This window comes from Actinoallomurus liliacearum, assembly GCF_039542035.1.
GTDB classification, from domain to species: Bacteria; Actinomycetota; Actinomycetes; order Streptosporangiales; family Streptosporangiaceae; genus Actinoallomurus; species Actinoallomurus liliacearum.
Window position 1 is genome coordinate 279106 of the sequence record NZ_BAABHJ010000008.1, and the last position, 13341, is coordinate 292446.

Annotated in this window: 11 protein-coding genes; 7 read left to right on the forward strand and 4 right to left on the reverse strand. The window is 69.8% G+C overall.

The window, feature by feature from the left end; genetic code table 11:
• Nucleotides 1-26: 26 nt before the first annotated feature.
• The 3 genes from ABD978_RS16050 to ABD978_RS16060 are packed head-to-tail and all read right to left on the reverse strand — an operon-like array spanning nucleotide 27 to nucleotide 3444.
• On the reverse strand, nucleotides 27-767 hold the full coding sequence (locus ABD978_RS16050; protein WP_345354302.1) for a succinate dehydrogenase/fumarate reductase iron-sulfur subunit: 741 nt from the start codon (nucleotides 765-767) through the stop codon (nucleotides 27-29).
• On the reverse strand, nucleotides 767-2701 hold the full coding sequence (locus ABD978_RS16055) for a fumarate reductase/succinate dehydrogenase flavoprotein subunit (protein ID WP_345354304.1): 1935 nt from the start codon (nucleotides 2699-2701) through the stop codon (nucleotides 767-769). The genes ABD978_RS16050 and ABD978_RS16055 overlap by 1 nt, the downstream gene beginning before the upstream one ends.
• A 2-nt stretch (nucleotides 2702-2703) precedes the next feature.
• Complete coding sequence (locus ABD978_RS16060) at nucleotides 2704-3444, reverse strand: succinate dehydrogenase cytochrome b subunit (RefSeq protein ID WP_345354306.1); 741 nt, start codon at nucleotides 3442-3444, stop codon at nucleotides 2704-2706.
• 87 nt (nucleotides 3445-3531) lie between these two features.
• On the opposite strand from ABD978_RS16060, the gene ABD978_RS16065 reads away from it, so the two are divergent.
• Complete coding sequence (locus ABD978_RS16065) at nucleotides 3532-4458, forward strand: LysR substrate-binding domain-containing protein (RefSeq protein ID WP_345354308.1); 927 nt, start codon at nucleotides 3532-3534, stop codon at nucleotides 4456-4458.
• 14 nt (nucleotides 4459-4472) lie between these two features.
• On the opposite strand, the gene ABD978_RS16070 is transcribed toward ABD978_RS16065, so the two are convergent.
• Nucleotides 4473-5027: a hypothetical protein gene (locus ABD978_RS16070; protein ID WP_345354310.1), complete on the reverse strand. Its 555-nt coding sequence runs from the start codon at nucleotides 5025-5027 to the stop codon at nucleotides 4473-4475.
• Between the two features lie 298 nt (nucleotides 5028-5325).
• Here ABD978_RS16070 and ABD978_RS16075 point away from each other — a divergent pair, with 298 nt between their 5' ends.
• The 6 genes from ABD978_RS16075 (at nucleotide 5326) to ABD978_RS16100 (ending at nucleotide 13306) form a co-directional block, all read left to right on the forward strand.
• Nucleotides 5326-6156 (forward strand): hypothetical protein, encoded by an 831-nt coding sequence (locus ABD978_RS16075; RefSeq protein WP_345354312.1) that lies wholly within the window; start codon nucleotides 5326-5328, stop codon nucleotides 6154-6156.
• 12 nt (nucleotides 6157-6168) lie between these two features.
• Nucleotides 6169-8079 carry a fumarate reductase/succinate dehydrogenase flavoprotein subunit gene (locus ABD978_RS16080; RefSeq protein ID WP_345354314.1) on the forward strand — a complete coding sequence of 637 codons (1911 nt, stop codon included), beginning with the start codon at nucleotides 6169-6171 and terminating at the stop codon, nucleotides 8077-8079.
• Nucleotide 8080: 1 nt separating this feature from the next.
• Entirely contained in the window at nucleotides 8081-8851 is a 771-nt protein-coding gene (locus tag ABD978_RS16085; RefSeq protein WP_345354316.1) for a succinate dehydrogenase/fumarate reductase iron-sulfur subunit, read from the forward strand.
• A 183-nt stretch (nucleotides 8852-9034) separates the two neighbouring features.
• Nucleotides 9035-9634, forward strand: coding sequence for a DUF4282 domain-containing protein (locus tag ABD978_RS16090; protein WP_345354317.1), 600 nt, complete (start codon nucleotides 9035-9037; stop codon nucleotides 9632-9634).
• A 70-nt stretch (nucleotides 9635-9704) separates the two neighbouring features.
• Nucleotides 9705-12077, forward strand: coding sequence for a protein kinase domain-containing protein (locus ABD978_RS16095; RefSeq protein ID WP_345354319.1), 2373 nt, complete (start codon nucleotides 9705-9707; stop codon nucleotides 12075-12077).
• Nucleotides 12074-13306, forward strand: a complete 1233-nt coding sequence (locus tag ABD978_RS16100; protein ID WP_345354321.1) for a coiled-coil domain-containing protein — start codon at nucleotides 12074-12076, stop codon at nucleotides 13304-13306. The genes ABD978_RS16095 and ABD978_RS16100 overlap by 4 nt, the downstream gene beginning before the upstream one ends.
• The last annotated feature ends 35 nt before the right edge of the window (nucleotides 13307-13341 follow it).

Sequence of the window (13341 nt, forward strand, 5' to 3'; positions counted from 1 at the left end):
GCCGTGAAGCCTGTTCGGGGCGGTGATCAGCCTCGGGACGCCTTGAGCAGGTCGGCGTTGAGGCGGGAGATGGTCTCGAAGGGGATGCCCTTCGGGCAGACCGCGGTGCACTCGCCGGTGTTCGTGCAGCCGCCGAAGCCCTCGGCGTCCATCTGGTCCACCATCGAGGTCACCCGGTCGTACCGCTCGGGCTGGCCCTGCGGCAGCAGTCCGAGGTGGGTGATCTTCGCGGCGGTGAACAGCATCGCGGAGGCGTTCGGGCACGCCGCCACGCAGGCACCGCAGCCGATGCAGGTGGCCGCGTCGAACGCGTCGTTGGCGTCGGCCTTCGGCACCGGAATGGCCGCCGCATCGGGCGCCGAACCGGTCGGCGCGCTGACGTAGCCGCCGGCCTGGATGATCCGGTCGAACGCCGACCGGTCCACGACCAGGTCCTTGATGACCGGGAACGCCCGCGCCCGCCACGGCTCGATCGTGATGACGTCGCCGTCCTTGAAATGCCGCATGTGCAGCTGGCAGGTGGTCGTGGCCTTCTCCGGGCCGTGCGGCGTGCCGTCGATGACCAGCGAGCACATGCCGCAGATGCCCTCGCGGCAGTCGTGGTCGAACGCGACCGGGTCCTCGCCCTCGAGGATGAGCCGCTCGTTGAGGACGTCGAGCATCTCCAGGAACGACATGTCCGGCGAGACGTCGTCGACCTCGTACGAGGCCATACGGCCCCCGTCGGCGGCGTTCTTCTGCCGCCAGATCTTCAGCGTGAGCTTCATTACTTGTACGACCTCTGGGTCATCTTGACGTACTCGTACTCGAGGTTCTCCTTGTGGAGGACGGGCGCGTGGCCCGTGTACTCCCAGGCCGCCACGTAGGCGAACCTCTCGTCGTCACGGAGCGCCTCGCCGTCCGGGGTCTGCGACTCGGCGCGGAAGTGGCCGCCGCAGGACTCCTCGCGGTGCAGGGCGTCGATGCACATCAGCTCGGCCAGCTCGAAGAAGTCGGCGATGCGGCCGGCCTTCTCGAGGTTCTGGTTGAGCTCCTCGTTCTCACCGGGGACCTTGACGCGGGTCCAGAACTCCTCGCGCAGCTCGCGGATCCGATCGAGGGCCTTGCGCAGGCCCGCGTCGGTCCGCTCCATCCCGCAGTACTCCCACATCACCGCGCCGAGCTCACGGTGGAAGGAGTCCGGCGTACGGTCGCCGTCGATCGACAGCAGCTTCTCGATGCGGCCCTCGACCGCCGCGCGCGCCTCGGCGACGGCCTCGTGGTCCTCGCCGATCTTCTCGAACGGGCCCTTGGCGAGGTAGTCGCTGATGGTGTTCGGCAGCACGAAGTAGCCGTCGGCCAGGCCCTGCATCAGCGCGGACGCGCCGAGCCGGTTGGCGCCGTGGTCGGAGAAGTTCGCCTCGCCGACCACGAACAGGCCCGGGATCGTGGACTGCAGGTCGTAGTCGACCCACAGGCCGCCCATCGTGTAGTGCACCGCCGGGTAGATGCGCATCGGCACCTCGAACGGGTCCTCGCCGGTGATGCGCTCGTACATCTCGAAGAGGTTGCCGTACTTGGCCGCGACCGCGTCCCGGCCCAGCCGCGCGATCGCGTCGGCGAAGTCCAGGTAGACGCCCAGACCGCCGGGGCCGACGCCGCGGCCCTCGTCGCAGACGTTCTTGGCGGCGCGGGAGGCGATGTCCCGCGGGACCAGGTTGCCGAAGGACGGGTAGATGCGCTCCAGGTAGTAGTCGCGCTCGCCCTCGGGGATGTCGGCCGGCCTGCGGGTGTCGCCCTTCTTGACCGGCACCCAGACCCGGCCGTCGTTGCGCAGCGACTCCGACATCAGCGTCAGCTTGGACTGGTGCTCGCCGCTCTGCGGGATGCAGGTCGGGTGGATCTGCGTGTAGCAGGGGTTGGCGAACAACGCGCCCTTGCGGTGCGCCCGCCAGGTCGCGGTGACGTTGCAACCCTTGGCGTTGGTCGACAGGAAGAAGACGTTGCCGTACCCGCCGGAGGCCAGCACGACGGCGTCGGCGAGGTGCGTCTCGATCTCGCCGGTGACCATGTCGCGGGCCACGATGCCGCGCGCCACGCCGTCCACGACGATCAGCTCGAGCATCTCGTGCCGGGAGAACATCGTCACCGTGCCGGCCGCGATCTGCCGCTCGAGGGCCTGGTACGCGCCGAGCAGCAGCTGCTGGCCCGTCTGGCCGCGGGCGTAGAACGTCCGGGAGACCTGCACGCCGCCGAACGACCGGGTGTCGAGCAGGCCGCCGTAGTCGCGGGCGAACGGCACGCCCTGCGCCACGCACTGGTCGATGATCTCGACGCTGACCTGGGCGAGACGGTAGACGTTCGACTCGCGGGACCGGTAGTCGCCGCCCTTGACCGTGTCGTAGAACAGGCGCTGGATGCTGTCGCCGTCGTTGCGGTAGTTCTTCGCCGCGTTGATGCCGCCCTGCGCCGCGATGCTGTGCGCGCGCCGCGGACTGTCCTGGTAGCAGAACGACTTGACCTGGTAGCCCAGCTCGCCCAGCGTCGCGGCGGCCGAGCCGCCGGCCAGGCCGGTGCCGACCACGATGACCGACAGCTTGCGCCGGTTGGCGGGGTTGACCAACTTGCCGCCGAAGCGCCGCTTGTCCCAGCGCTCCTCGATCGGGCCGGCCGGCGCCCTGGTGTCCTCGATCGGGGCGCCCTCGGTGAACAGTTCGCTCATGGCTAGTTCAGCACTCCGATCGTGACCATGACGGGAACGGACACGAAGCCGATCACCAGCAGCGCCGCGACGACGTCGGCGACCAGCCGGACGGCGGGGTACCGGCGCTGCCGTCCCCACCCGAGCGTCTGGACCGCGCTGAACAGGCCGTGCCGCAGGTGCAGGCCCATGAGGATGACGGCGACGACGTAGAAGAGCGTGATGTACCAGCGGGACGGGTCGAAGTCCGCGATGACCTTGTCGTACGGCTGGGCGTCGCCGCCCTTCGGGTTCACGGCGCCGAACGTCAGGTCCAGCAGGTGCCAGATGACGAACAGCAGGATGACGATTCCGCCGTACCGCATGACGTGCGTGGCGTACCGGTTCTCGTGCGCCTTCGGCCGCGCGGCGTACCGGACGGGACGGGCCTGCCGCGCCTGGCGGGCCAGGGACACCGCCGCCCAGATGTGCAGGAGCACGGCGACGGTGAGGACCACCTCGAGGATGGTCAGGAAGACGCGGTGCGGGATCGCGGGCTCACCGACCGACCGCAGCCAGTGCGAGTAGTGGTTGAAGTCCTGGCGACCCAGGAAGACCTTCAGGTTGCCGATCGCGTGGGCGATGAGGAACAGGACGAGGATGGCGCCGGTCACCGCCATGACGGCCTTCTTGCCGACGGAGGAGCGGTACCGCTTCAGCGGACCGGTCGCCGGCGAGGGCGTCTTGGGGCGAGGGCGGGTGGCCACCGGCGTGGATCGAGACACGGACGACACATCGCGGAAGTTATGTCCGTTTCCATGGTGGCGTCCAAGACATGATGACGCTCGTTTCCATAGCCGTAGGCTATAGACGTGCAGTTGCAGCAGCTTTCGTACTTCGTCGCGGTGGCGGAGGTGAGGCACTTCACACAGGCGGCGGAGACGCTCCGGGTCGCCCAGCCGTCCCTGTCCAAGCAGATCAGGACGCTGGAGGCGGAGCTGGGCGCACCGCTGTTCAGCCGGGCCCGGGGCAACATCACGCTGACGCCGGCCGGCGAGGCGCTGCTGCCCCTCGCGCGGCGGATCCTCGCGGACGTCGAGACCGCCCGGCGGGAGATCCAGGATCTGACCGGCCTGCGCCGCGGGCGCGTACGGCTCGGCGCGACCCCGTCGCTGTTCGCCGGGCTGCTCGCCGACGCGCTGATGCGCTTCCGCACCCGCTACCCGGGCATCGAGCTGCGCGTCGAGGAGGGCGGCTCCCGGGACCTCGTCCGCGACCTGGCCCGCGGCCAGCTCGACCTGGCCCTGATCATCCTGCCGCTGCAGAGCACGGACCCCGCCCTGGAGACGACGCCGATCCTGCGGGAGGACCTCGTCGTCGTCTCCCCGCACACCGACGCGCCGGAGCGGTCCTCGCTGCGGATCGAGGACCTGCGGTCACGGCCCCTGGTGATGTTCCGCCGGGGGTACGACCTGCGGGAGGCGACCCAGGCGGCGTGCCGGCAGGCGGGGTTCGAGCCGCGGTTCGCGGTCGAGGGCGGCGAGATGGACGCCGTGCTGCGGTTCGTCGAGGCCGGGATGGGGTCGGCCGTCGTGCCGTCGATGGTGCTCGCCGGGCGTCCCGGGCTGGTGGCCACTCCCCTGGCGCCTCCCGGGCTGCAGCGCACGATCGCGCTGGCCCACCGTAAGGACGTCGACCCGACGCACGCCGCGCGGGCGTTCCGCGAGACCCTGCTCGGGTTCCTGTGCGACGCGGAGGCCGACGCCGCGCTGCCGCCGGGCGTCACGCGGCTCGACTGAACCGGAACGTCACCTCAGCTGATCAGTTCGACGTGCGGGGCGAACTCGCGCAGCGCTCTGACCAGGCGGCGCCGGCCGATCCGCCAGCCGCCGAGGCGCGTGGAGACCAGGCGCGGCCGCTCTTCCTCCTCCGGGGCGTACCCGCGCAGCGCCACGGCGCCGTGGCCGGTCGAGCCGCCCTCGGCCGGGTGGAACTCGATCGCCGCGACGTCGTCCCAGGAGAACCACTGCCCCTTGGCGCCGTCCCCGGAGGGACACCAGTAGACGCCCTTGCGCGCGACCGCGAACGCCACCCGCCCCCGTACGACGCGGCGCAGGTAGACGACCGCGAGGACGAACAGCCCGAGAGCGATGAGCGGCATCAGACAGCGGGCGGCGAAGTTCACCCAGTCGTCGACCCCCGGATGCGCGGCGGGCCGCCAGCGTACGTTCGCGGGGCGGCGCAGCTCTCCGATGACGAATCCGGCGACGAGCACCGCGCCGACGACGGTGGGAACGAGCGGGCTCCACCAGGCGTATCGCACGACGTACGCCCCCGGGCCGAAGCTCGACCGTGACCGCTGTCCCATCTTTGCACTCCTGTCCGGCCGGTCCCAGAAGTCGCATCTTAGGCCGTCTCAGAAGAATGCAATCGGACACTGGCGGACCAAGCGCTCATTAGGTAGCATAGTTAGCAAATATGGATTTTTGCCACATTGGGCACATAATTAGCGTGGTTACTCGCCAGTAAGTGGGCAGTTTCACATTCGGTGACCGCGCCTCGTATCTTGCTCGTGACAACTCCCTAATAACGTGGAGCGCCCCGCAGAGGAGAGGCTGGAGTATAGGCGGCCCTCCCAGGCGATGTGCCTTCGATGGAGACTCCGGATGACGCAGACGACGGTGGACGCGCCGGCCAAGGATCGGGCCCGGATCCCGGCGCGCACCCTACGTACGGACCGCTGGTGGAACTACCCGCTGACCACGTTCATCGTGTTCACGGCCTGGGTGATCTACGCGACCGTGCGCTCGATGATGGGCAGCAGTTTCTGGGTCGAGAAATATCACTACCTGACGCCGTTCTACTCGCCGTGCGTCAGCAAGGCGTGCCCGGCCGAGGCCGCGGACTTCGGCAGGTTCGTACCCGACCACCTGCCGTTCTTCATCCCGTACGCCCTCATCTCGCTGCCGTTCCTGCTCGGGTTCCGGCTGACCTGCTATTACTACCGCAAGGCGTACTACCGGTCGTTCTGGCTGAGCCCGTCGGCGTGCGCGGTTCCGGACAAGAGCCCGGTCCGCAAGACGCCCGGCGGCTACTCCGGCGAGACGCGGTTCCCGCTCATCCTGCAGAACGCCCACCGCTACTTCTGGGTGATCGCGGGGCTCATCTCCATCGTCAACACCTGGGACGCCATCAACGCCTTCCACGGCAAGGACGGCGGCTTCGGCATCGGGCTCGGCACCATCATCCTGTGGGTCAACGTGATCCTGCTGTGGGGCTACACCCTGTCCTGCCACTCGTGCCGGCACGTCATGGGCGGGCGCCTGAAGAGCTTCTCCAAGCACCCCGTCCGCTACTGGCTGTGGACGCAGATCAGCAAGCTGAACACCCGGCACGGGCAGTTCGCGCTGATCACGCTCGGCACGCTGGCGCTGACCGACGCGTACGTCGCGCTCGTCGCGCACGGCTCATTCTCCGACCTGCGGATCTTCAACTAAGGACGACCACAAGTGACTGACATCGAGAGGCTGCAGTACGACGTCGTCGTCATCGGCGCCGGCGGCGCCGGGTTGCGCGCCGCGATCGAGGCGCGGCTGCAGGGCAAGAAGACCGCGATCATCTCCAAGTCGCTGTTCGGCAAGGCCCACACGGTCATGGCCGAGGGCGGCGCGGCGGCCGCCATGGGCAACGCCAACCCGAACGACAACTGGCAGGTCCACTTCCGCGACACCATGCGCGGCGGGAAGTTCCTCAACAGCTGGCGGATGGCCGAGCTGCACGCCAAGGAGGCCCCCGACCGCATCTGGGAGCTGGAGGCCTGGGGCGCGCTGTTCGACCGCACCAAGGACGGCAAGATCAGCCAGCGCAACTTCGGCGGCCACGAGTACCCGCGCCTCGCCCACGTCGGCGACCGCACCGGCCTGGAGCTGATCCGCACCTGCCAGCAGAAGATCGTCGCCCTCCAGCAGCAGGACCACGCCGAGTTCGGCGACTACGACGCCCGGCTGAGGGTCTTCGCCGAGACGACGATCACCCGGCTCCTCAAGGACGAGCAGGGCCGGATCTGCGGTGCCTTCGGCTACATCCGGGAGACCGGGAAGTTCGTCGTCTTCGAGGCGCCCGCCGTCGTCCTGGCCACCGGCGGCATCGGCAAGTCCTTCAAGGTGACCTCCAACTCCTGGGAGTACACCGGGGACGGCCACGCGCTCGCGCTGCTCGCCGGCGCGTCGCTGATCAACATGGAGTTCGTGCAGTTCCACCCGACCGGCATGGTCTGGCCGCCGTCGGTGAAGGGCATCCTCGTCACCGAGTCCGTACGCGGCGACGGCGGCGTGCTGAAGAACTCCGACGGCAAGCGCTTCATGTTCGACTACATCCCGGACGTCTTCAAGGACAAGTACGCCACGTCCGAGGAAGAGGCCGACGGCTGGTACGACGATCCGGACAACAACCGGCGTCCGCCCGAGCTGCTGCCCCGTGACGAGGTCGCCCGCGCGATCAACTCCGAGGTGAAGGCCGGCCGCGGATCCCCCGCCGGCGGCGTCTTCCTCGACATCGCCTCGCGGCTCAAGCCGGAGCAGATCATCAAGCGGCTGCCGTCGATGCACCACCAGTTCAAGGAGCTGGCCGACGTCGACATCACGGCCGAGCCGATGGAGGTCGGCCCGACCTGCCACTACGTCATGGGCGGCGTCGAGGTCGACCCCGACACCGGGGCCGCGCTGGTGCCCGGCCTGTTCGCGGCCGGCGAGGTGTCCGGCGGCATGCACGGGTCTAACCGCCTCGGCGGCAACTCACTGTCCGACCTGCTGGTCTTCGGCCGCCGGGCCGGGCTGGGCGCCGCCGAGTACGCCTCCGCGACCACCGTCTCCGTCCCGGACGCCGAGGTCGAGGCCGCGGTGGCCGAGGCCCTCGAGCCGTACGAGCGGGAGGCCGGTGAGAACCCCTACGCGGTCCACCAGGAGCTCCAGCAGACGATGAACGACCTCGTCGGCATCATCCGCCGCGAGGACGAGCTGGAGCAGGCGATCGAGGCGCTCGGCAAGCTCCGCGACCGCGTCAAGAACGTCGCGGTCGCGCCCTCGGCGGGCGCGACGGTCACGGAGGGGCAGGGGCCCGCCTACCACCCCGGCTGGCACCTCGCGCTCGACCTGCGCAACATGATGATCGTCTCGGAGTGCGTCGCGCGCGCCGCCCTCGAACGCCAGGAGAGCCGCGGCGGCCACACCCGCGACGACTACCCGAAGATGTCCGCCGACTGGCGCAAGGTCAACCTGGTGTGCTCGCTCCGCGACGGCGGCGTCGAGCTGAAGCGCCAGGAGATGGAGCCGATGCGCGAGGACCTGCTCTCGCTCTTCGAACTCGACGAGCTGAAGAAGTACCTGACCGAGGGCGAGCTCCCCGCTGAGGAGAAGAACTGAGATGGGCTACAAGGCGAAGTTCCGGGTCTGGCGCGGCGACGCGGGCGAGGGCGAGCTCAAGGACTACACCGTCGAGGTCAACGAGGGCGAGGTCGTCCTCGACGTCATCCACCGGCTGCAGGCCACCGAGGCGCCCGACCTGGCCGTCCGGTGGAACTGCAAGGCCGGCAAGTGCGGCTCCTGTTCCGCGGAGATCAACGGCAGGCCGCGGCTGATGTGCATGACGCGAATGTCGACGTTCACCGAGGACGAGACCGTCACGGTCACGCCGATGCGGACGTTCCCCGTCATCCGCGACCTGGTCACCGACGTCTCCTACAACTACGAGAAGGCCCGCGAGATCCCGGCCTTCGACGGCGGCGACGTCAAGCCCGGCGAGTTCCGGATGCAGCAGGTCGACGTCGAGCGCTCGCAGGAGTTCCGGAAGTGCATCGAGTGCTTCCTTTGCAACAACACCTGCCACGTCATCCGTGACCACGAGGAGAACAAGGAGCACTTCTCCGGCCCCCGCTTCCTCATGCGGGTGGCGGAGCTGGAGATGCACCCGGCCGACGTCCACGACCGCCGGCAGATCGCCCAGGACGACTTCGGGCTCGGCTACTGCAACATCACCAAGTGCTGCACCGAGGTCTGCCCCGAGCACATCAAGATCACCGACAACGCGCTGATCCCGATGAAGGAGCGCGTCGTCGGCCGCCGGTACGACCCGCTGGTCTGGCTCGGCTCCAAGATCGGCGTGGTCAAGCGGGGCAAGGAGACCCCGAAGGCCTGACGCTTCTCGTCCGCACTGCGCCCCGGCCGACGGCCGGGGCGCAGTCGCGGTTCGGCCCCGAAGGTGGCGCGTCTTCCGGCCGGCGTGGGAGGGACGGCCGACGTGATCGGATTAAGCGGACAAACGGGATCAGCACGGCCTGGTCATGTGAACTGAGACCCGCGGCGCTCTAGCCTTTGACGCGTGGAAGCCGAGGAGACAGAGATGTCCAACGCCCCTGACGATCCCGGGCACCGCCCCCCACCCCCGCGGCAGGGCGACCCTCAGCCATACCAGGGCGATCCTCAGCCGTATTCTCCGGCTTATCAGGGCGACCCTCAGGCTTATCCAGGTGGACAGCCGCCGTACGGCGGGTACGCACCGCCGCCACCGAACCAGCCACCGCCGCCCCCGGCCGGCCCCTGGCAGGGCCCCCCTCCGGGCTACGGTCCTCCTCAACCCGGCCCCCAGAGCTCACCCCCCTATACTCCCCGCCCCACCGGCAAGGGCTTCTTCGGCGCACTGCTCGACGCCAACTTCGACCACATGGTCACGGTCAAGCTGGCGAAATTCATCTACTTGGTCTTTCTGACCTTGATCAGCCTGTTCGCCCTGGTCATCCTGTGGTACGGGTACTCGATCCTCAAGTGGAACACGATCCTGGGCATCATGGTGATCTTTGCGGCACCACTGACCTGGATCTTCTACGTCCTCATCGTTCGGGTCTCCATGGAGTTCGTGATCAACCAATTCAAGATCACTGAGCATCTGAAGGCGATCCGTGAGCGGGGAGATCTGCGCTGATCGCTGTGGTCGGCCGGGGTGGGGGCGTTAGGCTCTCGGAGGCACCTACTGATGGGGCGAAGGACGGGTAGTGGCGGACATCGAAGGGCCGTCCGAGACGCGGCGCGAGGAGTACGAGACCCGCCGGGACACGGTCCCCTCCCAGCGTGACGCACCAGGTGTCACCCGCCGCGACGGCGGAGTGCCCGCGCCCTCCCTCGTCCGCCTCCCCGCCGACCTCGCCGACCGGTTCACGGTGCTGGGGGAACTCCCCGCACAGGGCGCCGAGTCCGACCTGTTGCGCGTCCAGGACGACACCGGAGCAGAACTCGTCGTCAAGATCTTCCGACGGGGCTTCACGGCCGACCGCTCGGTCTGGCAGAAGCTGCCGACGCTGGACTCCCCTCATGTCGTACGCATCCTCGAGACGGGGCATGCGGAGGGCCGCGACTACGAGGTCATGGAGTACGTCCCCGCGGGCAACCTTCGGATCCTGGGGTCCCCGTTGCCGCCCGCTCTGGTCGCCGAGGTGGTGGCCCAGCTCGCGGGCGGTCTGGAACGGCTCCACGCGGCCGGGATCGTGCACCGCGATCTGAAGCCGGAGAACATCCTGGTCCGGAGCACGGCCCCGCTCCGCCTCGCCATCACCGACTTCGGCCTGAGCCGAGTGATCGAGCAGAGCGTCGTGTTCGCCTCCTCGTCGCGGACCCTCGCGTACGCCGCACCGGAGTCGCTGTCCGGGCAGGTCTCTCCGGCGCGTGACTGGTGGTCGCTCGGCATCATCGTGCGGGAGCTGCTGACCGGCCGGACCCCCTTCGCGGGCATGAGCGAGACCGCGGTGGTCGACCACCTCGCGACCCGCACGATCGACTGTGACGACATCGCCGACCCACGGATGCGCCTGGTCGCCCAGGGCCTGTTGACCCGCGATCCACGTCGGCGATGGGGCGTTGCGGAGGTCGGACGGTGGCTCGACGGCGAGAACCCCGCGGTCGCGGCGCCGACCCCGCCCAACGCGTCGCCGCTCGCCGCCGGCACCACAGCGGGCGCCATCGCCTTCGGCGGCCGGACGTACACCGACCGAGCCGAGTTCGCGCGCGCGGTGGTGGCCGACTGGGAGTCCGCGGCCCGCTACTTCTTCGGGACCATGTACACCCCGGTGGGGCCGAGCGAGGCATGGCAGGCGCTGCGCGGCTGGCTGAACGGCTTCGATGACGATCCGGAAGGCCGCATCCGCCTCATCGACCAGCACCTCACCGGCGACGCTCCGCCCGACGTCAAGCTGCTGCACCTCCTGCGCTGGTCGGATCCCACCCTCGAGCCCCACTTCCTCGGGCTCCGGATGCTCCCCGAAGACCTGCCTGTTCTCGCCGCCATCGTCGATGACGAGCGGCATCCGGACCACCGCACCGCGGCGCGTGCGGTCCGTGCCCTCTGGGAGCACCGGTTGCCGCCCGTCCTGGCGGGTTTCTCCGGGACAGAGGAACTCGTCGCCGTCGACCACCGCTGGCGGGGGCTGGTGACGGCGTGGAACCGGCAGGCGGAGTGGCTGCGATCCCAGTTGCACCGATCAGCGAACCGCCTTCCCGACGCCGGCGCGGTCGGCCTGGACGAGCCCCCCGCCGTGCTGGCCGCGCTGCTCGCGCTGGCCGGACGCCCGGAAGAGGCGCAGGAATCGCTGGCGGGGGCGGCCGGCCGGGCCCGGGACTCGGTGCGGGAACCCGTGCCCTGGTTCTCGTGGCTGTCCGACCAGGCGGGGGACGATCCCCTCCGGTTGCTCGCGGTGGTCCGGACGGCGCCGGACGCCGCGTTGGAGGTCGAGGCCGCCGCTCGCCACCGGTTCGAGACCGAACAACGATCCGCCGAAGGCCACAGACGCTGGGAGCAGCTCGAGCGGCACCGGCTGGCCGGCCGCCGGTCGGCGATGATCCGCGCCGCGCTGTGGACGCTCCCGCTGGCGGTCCTGTGGATCGGCGGGAGCCAGGTGATCCTGGGCATCGTCCGGCTGGCGTCTTCGGAGCGCGGTAGTCAGGCGGTCGACACCTCCGGGTTCACCGTGCCGTTCCTCCTGATCGGCGTCTTCGCCTGGCTGATCGACACCGGGGCCGAGGTCTTCATCGCTTCCAGACTCGGCGCCGACTACCTGAACTCCGGGCCATGGGGACCGCTGGCGAAGTTCTTCGGTTCGACGAGTCGGGCGTTGTCCGGCGCTTCGCAGGCCGTGTCGCGAAGGAATCGGCGCACGAGCAATCGGGGCTGTGGAGTCGTGGTCCTCATCTGTGTCCTACCGCTCCTCATGATCCTGATCCTGATCCCCGCCTTGATCGCCGTTTCGTGGCTGCTCTGGCTGGCGGCGCTGGTCATGGTGCCGCTCGCGCACCTCGTGGTGACGGGAATGCGCATGCAACGGTGGCGACAAGGACATGAGCAGGCGCGACAGCAGACCGTGGGAGGACGACTGTGAGCAGCGGTGTGGAGGCGGACATCGCCCTGGACGCGGCGGTCATCGCGTCGCTCGGCCTCGTGCGTGTCATGGGGGGCGCGGCCGGGCTGGCGGCGACCGGCGCCGGCGCGCTCGCCGCCCTCGCCGAGGGACGCGCCGAGGCTCAGGAGGAACGCCTCCGCGAGGCGCAGCAGTTGGAGGAGACCGTCGGTGAGGCGCTGAACCGCACCGCTCGGATCGCCGCGCTGGCACAGTCGGCTCGCGACCACGGCGTCGCCGTCGAGTTGCCGGTCCCCATCGAGGTCGCCGGCCGGTCCACCGAGGACCTCGCCGCCTGGATCACCGAGGCGGACGCGCGGCTGGCGGTCGCGGAGGACTCTCTGGCTTCGGCGATCGCCGAAGCGGCCACCGGGCGTATCTTCGAGGCCGCCGCACGGTCGCTCAGGGCGACGCCGGAGAACAGCCGGTCGGCCCCCGCACCTCGCCCCGCGACCTCCCCGGACGAACTGACCCGCCTGCTCAGGCGGTTGGTGCCGGACGCCGCCGACGCGGACCGGCGGGCCGTCACGGAAGCCGCCGAACAGGCCGCGCACGCACCGACGGCGTCGGAGACCGAAGGGCGGCTCACCGAGGTCCGGATCCGCATCCAGGACGCCAACGAACGCGCCCGAGAGCGCCGCGACGGCCGGGCCGCCGCCCTGCGGTTCCTCCGGGAACTGGAGGGCCACCCCGCCGCGGATTCCGTACGGCCGCGGCTCGGCGAGGTGGCCGACGGCGCACGAGCCTTCGACCAGGGGCTGCGCGCCGAAGCCGCGCGTCTCGTCGAGGAGGCGCAGCGGCAGGCCGAACAGCGATACGTGGCCGAGGTCCTCCGCGCGGCGTTCGGGGAGCTGGGCTACGAGGTCGACGAGGGTTTCGAGACGTTGACCGCCCAGGACGGGGAGGCGGTGCTGACGCGAGGCGACTGGCCGCAGCACGCGGTCAAGGTCCGCGTCGACGGGAGGCGGCAGGTGCGCATGGCCCTGCTGCGGACCGAACCCGCGGAGAGCGACGAGCAGCGCCGTCTCGACGTCGAACGCGAGGAGCAGTGGTGCGCCTCGTTCGACGCCGCCAGAGAGCGCCTGACCGAGGCGGGCGTCCACGCAGACGTACGGTGGCGGGTCGAGCCGGGCACGCAGCGACTGCCGGTGGCGGGACGACAGCGGTCGGACCGGCAGCAGCACGAACGCCACCGCGAGCGCGGCAGGTGAAGCGGGGCACCGGGCGGCTGCTCGGTACCCCCGCC